We start from the raw sequence: 6,149 nt of genomic DNA on the forward strand, positions 1-6,149 counted from the left end.
GACGCGGGGCGGGCGCCGGCGTCTGGGATTGCAGCGATGAGGCGAGCAGCAGCGCAACGGGGAGCATCTGGGTTCCTTGGGATGAGGCAGGTGCGACAGCGGACCTGCAAGGGAGCGTGAATGGGCCGGCTCCCTTTCCGGCGCGAACTTCTTAGCGCATGCGGGACACGGAGCGTCCTAGCCTTCTAGGCTCGAAACGCGGGTCGGCCCTGGACCCGGTACGTGAGGACCCGCCTTGAGGCCCACCCTGCTCCCGTTGTTGTTCGCGCTGTCGCTGTGGCCCGCCGTCGTCCCCGCGGCGCAGAAGGTCACCGTGCCGGTGGACGTGGGCGTGGGGCCGGCGGTGTTCGTGTTCTCCGGCCCCATCGCGGACGACCAGCTCCTGCACACGGGCCTGAAGCTGTCGGTGGACGCGGTGCTGGACAAGGAATGGCTGCGCAAGAACCAGCGCGCCATCCCGGCGCGCTACCGGAAGCAGGCGAAGCAGATGGATGAGATCCGCATCTCGCCGTCCATCTTCATCCCGGACTCGTTCATCATCTCGCCCAAGTACCGTGACACGGGGATGTACGGCGTGACGTTCAAGCCGCTGGGGCTGGGGGTGCCGCTGTCATCCAGTCCGGTGCGCTTCAAGCTGGGCGTGGGGCTGGTGTTGACGTACGCGTACATCTTCTCCGACACGCTGCCGGACACGCACTTCCTGCGGCCCGGAGCGAGCCTGGGCGCGGACCTGGAGTTCCAGTTGGCGAAGAGCTTCCTCGTCAGCGTGGGCTGGGAGTCCACGTTCTACGTGCCGCAGGAGCTGGGCGGGCTGGGGCTGCCGGACTCGCTGGGGGACGGCATCTTCCACGTGGGGCAGGCGTACCTGCAGCTGCACTTCCGGTTCCCGTACACCACGACGCTGTAGTGCTCGCGCGCGGGCGGAGCACGTGTCTAGCGTGCCCGGCACCATGTCACTCGTCCTCGCCACCGATGCGCAGAAGGCGCAGCGCGACGCCGTCACCCATGCCGCGTGGGGTTCACCCCTGAGCGTGCCGCAGTACCAGGAGCGTGAAGCGCGGCTGCGCGCGCACCCGTGGAGCCGCGAGGGCATGAACACGTGGCTGTGGCTGGCGGATGACGGCCGGGTGCTGGCGTCGTGCGAGACCTTCCACACGGACAGCTTCCTGCGGGGCGCGGACGGACAGCTGACGCAGGGGGACAGCTACGCCATCGCCAGCGTGTACACGGAGGAGCACCTGCGCGGGCGGGGCCACGCCACCCGGTTGATGGACGCCGTCGCCACGGAGCTGGAGCAGGTGGCGACGCGGCCGCACTCGGTGGTCCTGTTCTCCGACGTCGGGGCGCCGCTGTATCGCCGGTCGGGCTACGTGGACGTGCCCGCGTGGGACTGGCACCTGGACGCGGTCGATGCGCCGGGGGAACGGCCCGTGGACGGGGGGCTCCAGGAGACGGATGTGGCGGGGGCGCTCGCGCGGATGCGCAAGCCGGACGTGACCTTCTTCCTGTGGCCTGGCGCCGCGCAGGTGGACTGGCACCTGGAGCGGGAGCGTGTCTACGCGGACCTGCTGGCGCGGCCCCGGCCCCGAACGTGCGGCGCGGTGGTGGGCGAATCCACCGCGCTGTGGACGATGAACGCGCGCTACGGCGAGCTGGTGGTGCTGATGCTGGATGCGCGCGACGCCTCCGCGGCGGAGGCGCTGCTCACGGAGGCGCGCCGCGTGGCGCATCACGCGGGGCTCAAGCGCGTGGTGTGGTGGGAGGAGCCCACGACGGCGTCACTGCTCGGCGGCGTCCCCGGCGCGGTGCGGGTGCAGCGGGACGGGTCGCTGCCCATGCTGCGGCCGCTGCGCCCGGGGCTGCCTCCCGCGCCGGAGGTCCCCTTCCCTCGCGCCCTCTGGGTGTGAATCATGTCTGAAGACCCACGGCGGCGAGCCCCTGGAACAGGGCCTGGGCCTGCGCTCGTGAGGGAAGGCCCGCGTCGTGGATCAACGGCTCCGGCGGAGGGTGGCCGTCCACCTCGTGGCCCAGGAGCCGCAGCGCGTCCCGCCGCCGATTGGAGCTCTTCCGCGAGCCGCAGGAACGCGGGCACCGACGCCGCCTCCAACCAGGCCGCCTTCGCGAACAGGGCTCCCAGCTCGCTGCCTGAATCCAGTACGGCGGCTTCCCTCAGGCCCTCCGGGCGGCGGCCGTCATTCAGGCAGGTGGCGTAGTTGCAGACGAGGACGGTACCCCCGAGGACCGTGGGTTGCGCCGAGCAGCCCAGCCTGACGCCACCTTCAGGATGCCGTGGACAGGGCTCGCAGGAGGGGTTCGAGGGCAGGCTTCCATCCGCTTCGAGCTCGAGGCGCCCTCCGCTTTGCGCGGAGAGCGGCTCGCCCCCGCTGGCATCGTTGTCGCCGCAGGCCAGTCCCCCGGGCAGCAGGGGAGCGGCCAGCAGCAACCCGTAGAGGGTGCGGCGCAACATCCGGTGTTTCGGAGCTGCTTCCAGAATCCGACGCGACATGGGGACCTCCGCGCTCCCATCCCTGGCGAGCGGTCTGGCACCCCACCTCCGGCCCGGTGGGAACAATGGCGGAGACCCCAACCCGGATGTGTCAGGCGGCGACAGGTCCCCTAGGATGCGCTCCATGGCCGAGCGAAGGCGCATCATCGAGGGCTCCTGGAACTGCACTTCCTGCGGCGCCCGGAACATCCCTGCCCGTCACAAGAACTGCCCCTCCTGCAACAACCCGCGGGAGCTCAGCGGCAAGGAGTCCGAGTTCGACTTCGGTGACGTGGACGCGGCCTCCGGCAAGTCCACCCGCGAGGGTGTCAGCGACGAGCAGGCCCTGGAGATGGCCGGCGCTGGCGAGGACTGGTTCTGCGCCTACTGCGGCGCGGCCAACCGGGGCGACGGCAAGCGCTGCCGGCAGTGCTCCGCCGAACGGGGCTCGGATGCGAAGGCCGCGCCGCTCGCGGACCTGTCTCCCAGGGCGCCACCGAAGCCCGCGCCCAAACCCCGCCGCTTCGGGAAGGTGGCGCTCATCGTGGTGGGCATCTTGAGTTCCTGCTGCCTGGGCACCTGCGCGGTGGGCATCTGGGGCAACATGAAGCATGAGCTCAAGGGCGAGGTGGTGGCCACGAACTGGCGCCGCGCGCTGGTGCAGGAGCGCTTCGTCCCGGAGACACGCACGGGCTGGCGGGACGAGCTGAGCAACACCTCGCCGCGCATGCCGGTGAACGGTGCGGGCGAGGTCGCGGGCGTGACGAACATCCGTGACTGCGCGTCCCGACAGCGTGGCACCCGCCGCGTGGCGGACGGCACCCAGCGCGTGTGCCGGACGAAGACGCGCAAGGTGGCCTGCGGCACCGAGGAGAAGTGCACCCGTCGCGACAAGGGCAACGGCTTCGCCGAAGAGGTCTGCCACGACGTGACGAAGTACTGCAACGAGTCCTACGAGGACTGCGACACGGAGACGCGCTACCGCAACGAGCCCGTCTACTCGCAGCAGTGCGCCTACGACACGTACGTGTGGAAACCGGTGGACACGCGCGAGCTCAAGGGCACGGAGGGGCCGCCGCGCTGGCCGGAGCTCGTCGCCGGGACGAACGAGCGGGTGCGGCGCGAGGAGGACTACACCGTGCTCGTGCGCTACGACGACGACGGCGTGAAGCAGCACGAGGTGAAGCCCACGCGCGAGGACGAGTTCGTCGCGTGGAAGAAGGGCCAGGGCGTCACGCTCACCGTGACGAACCTGGGCAAGGTGGAGCAGGCCGTCCGCCGCTGAAGAAGCACCGTCGAGGAGCTTCATGGAGTGCACCTGCTGTGGCGCCTGCTGCGTGGCGCCGGACATCGCCGCGCTGGACAAGCCGCTGGGGCTGCGGTGCCCGCATCTGGGCGCGGACAACCTGTGCACCGTGTACGAGCGGAGGCCCCAGGTGTGCCGGGACTACGCGGCGGACGAGGTGTGCCGCCGCATCGAGGCCCCCACGTTGGAAGAACGCGTGAACAACTACCTGGCGCTGTTCCAGCTCACCGCGGAGGCGGAGTCCGTGCGCAAGTCCGGCTGCGCCTCCATGCGGATGGCGCGCGCCATCAGGGAGCGGAAGTGAACTTCCAGCCCACCGAGCCGTTCATTCCCGCGCCGGGCATTCGAGGCGCGCACGCGCAGACCATCTACGCGTCGCTCGTGCGCCCCACCCGCGTGCCTCCCCTGCGCCGGGAGCGGAGGGATTTGCCGGACGGGGACTTCGTCGACCTGGACACCTTTGACGGGCCGAAGGGCGCGCCGCACGTGGTGGTGCTGCATGGCCTGGAGGGCTCATCCCAAGCGGGCTACGTCACGGAGGTGCTGCGGGGCGCGGCGAAGCGCGGCTGGGGCGCCACGGCGATCAACTTCCGCTCGTGCAGCGGGGAGCCGAACCGGCTGGCCCGGGCGTACCACTCCGGAGACACGGCGGACACGTTGCTGGTGATGGCGGACGTGCGCGAGCGCATCACCGGACCGATGCTCGCGGTGGGTTTCTCCCTGGGCGCCAACGTGCTGTGCCGGCTGCTGGAGGAGACGGGAGACCAGGCGCCGGTGGTGGCCGCCACGTCCATCAGCGCGCCGTACGACCTGGACGCGTGTTGCCGCAAGCTGGATGGTGGCAGCGGCTACCACTGGCTCTACCGCGAGCGGTTCCTGCGCACGCTCAAGAGCAAGGCCCGCGCGAAGTTGCAGCGGTTCCCGGGCGCGTTCGACGGGACGCGCATGGAGGCGGCGCGCACCATCCGGGGCTATGACGACGTGGTCACCGGGCCGCTGCATGGCTTCCGGGACGCGGAGCACTACTACCGGGAGGCGTCGTCGGGGCCCAGGCTCGCGGACATCCGCCGGCCCACGCTGCTCCTGAGCTCCGCGGATGATCCGATGCTGGAGGCGCCGGTGATTCCGCCGTCGGCGCGGGACAACCCGTTCCTCAGCGTGGTGATGACCGAGCAGGGTGGCCACGTAGGCTTCGTCGCGGGCCGCGTGCACCGTCCGTACTTCTGGGCGGAGGCGCAGGCGCTCGCGTTCTTCGAGCGGGTGCTCGCCAGCTGATCAACCGAAGAAGAAGGTGAGGCCGAGTTTTCCGGACGGCTGCACCTTGCGCATCATCCACGACTGCGTCTCCACGGGAGACAGCCCGTCGCGGAAGGGCTCGTCCAGCTTCTGGAGGCTGGGGACGTCCATCTCCATGAAGCTCATGCCGCCGCGCACGAAGAAGCTGAGGCGCCGGGTGGCGTTGAACTCCAGGCCCACGTGCGTGCTGATGTACGTGTAGCCCACGCGCTCCATGGAGGAGGTGGGCAGCTGCGTGCGGTCCGCGAGCCGCCGGTTCAGCGTCTGCGTGCTCGCGGCCTGCGCGTGTCCGAACTCCCATGAGAACGAGGGAGAGATCTTGCTCTTCAGCGGAAGCAGCGTGAGTCCCGCGCGCAAGGCGCCTCGCAGCCCGTTGTGCGCTCCGCCCAGGTGGATTCGCAGGTACGGCGAGGGCCGGAGGACGCCGGAGAGTCCCGCGCCTTCGGGCATGCCCGCGTCGAGCATCAGACCGAAGGGCGCCAGCCGCTCCGGATCATGGCTCAGCCGCCGACGGCCTTCCATCTGCGGTGCCTGCACCTGTGGTGATTGCACCTGCGGTGCTGATTGGGCCACGGCCGTGTGAGCCGCCAGGACCGCTACCGCCGCGGTGACGATGGACACCGCTCCCATGAGGCTTCTCCCCGTTCCGGACATCGCGGCCACGCGCGATGAGATTTGCGAGGTACGCCGGATCCCGGGAGGACGTGCTCTCTCCGATGACCCGGCTGCGTGTTGCTCCCCCCGACCCGCCACTCCACTCCCGCCACACGTCCGGTGCTGACTGTCGCGTCGCCTCGATGCCGCCGCCGGCTGGATCGCGAAGCTCTCGCACCGCCACGTCTTGATTCACGGCTCTTCACGTCTCCCGTCCGGCGACCACGACCACCGTTGCCGGACTCCCCCAAGCTGCGCACTGCTCCATCCCGCCGCCCAGCCCCGTCCTGCGACCTGCCTGCTGCCTTGCTCGACCGCGCCGCGTGCTGCCCCACGGTGCCGCGCGATGAGAGGTGATGCGCACTGCCCTGATCCGCCGTGCTGCTTGTGCTGCGTGCTGCCCCGACC

Annotated in this window: 6 protein-coding genes; 5 read left to right on the forward strand and 1 reads right to left on the reverse strand. The window is 70.3% G+C overall.

The window, feature by feature from the left end; genetic code table 11:
• Positions 1-235 precede the first annotated feature (235 nt).
• The 5 genes from D7X99_RS41235 to D7X99_RS41255 all read left to right on the forward strand — a co-directional run bounded on the left by D7X99_RS41235 (position 236) and on the right by D7X99_RS41255 (position 5,066).
• Positions 236-907 carry a hypothetical protein gene (locus D7X99_RS41235; protein WP_121782502.1) on the forward strand — a complete coding sequence of 224 codons (672 nt, stop codon included), beginning with the start codon at positions 236-238 and terminating at the stop codon, positions 905-907.
• 43 nt (positions 908-950) lie between these two features.
• A complete protein-coding gene (locus D7X99_RS41240) occupies positions 951-1,907 on the forward strand; it encodes a GNAT family N-acetyltransferase (RefSeq protein WP_121782503.1) in 957 nt (318 codons plus the stop codon).
• Between the two features lie 723 nt (positions 1,908-2,630).
• Positions 2,631-3,770: a hypothetical protein gene (locus tag D7X99_RS41245; protein ID WP_121782506.1), complete on the forward strand. Its 1,140-nt coding sequence runs from the start codon at positions 2,631-2,633 to the stop codon at positions 3,768-3,770.
• 22 nt (positions 3,771-3,792) lie between these two features.
• Positions 3,793-4,095: a YkgJ family cysteine cluster protein gene (locus tag D7X99_RS41250; protein WP_120581371.1), complete on the forward strand. Its 303-nt coding sequence runs from the start codon at positions 3,793-3,795 to the stop codon at positions 4,093-4,095.
• Positions 4,092-5,066, forward strand: coding sequence for a hydrolase (locus D7X99_RS41255; RefSeq protein WP_121782504.1), 975 nt, complete (start codon positions 4,092-4,094; stop codon positions 5,064-5,066). The genes D7X99_RS41250 and D7X99_RS41255 overlap by 4 nt, the downstream gene beginning before the upstream one ends.
• Here D7X99_RS41255 and D7X99_RS41260 read toward each other — a convergent pair whose 3' ends face one another.
• Positions 5,067-5,717, reverse strand: a complete 651-nt coding sequence (locus tag D7X99_RS41260) for a hypothetical protein (RefSeq protein ID WP_121782505.1) — start codon at positions 5,715-5,717, stop codon at positions 5,067-5,069. It lies immediately after the preceding gene.
• Positions 5,718-6,149 lie beyond the last annotated feature (432 nt).

The organism is Corallococcus sp. AB032C, from assembly GCF_003668935.1.
In the GTDB taxonomy this organism is placed as follows: domain Bacteria; phylum Myxococcota; class Myxococcia; order Myxococcales; family Myxococcaceae; genus Corallococcus; species Corallococcus exiguus.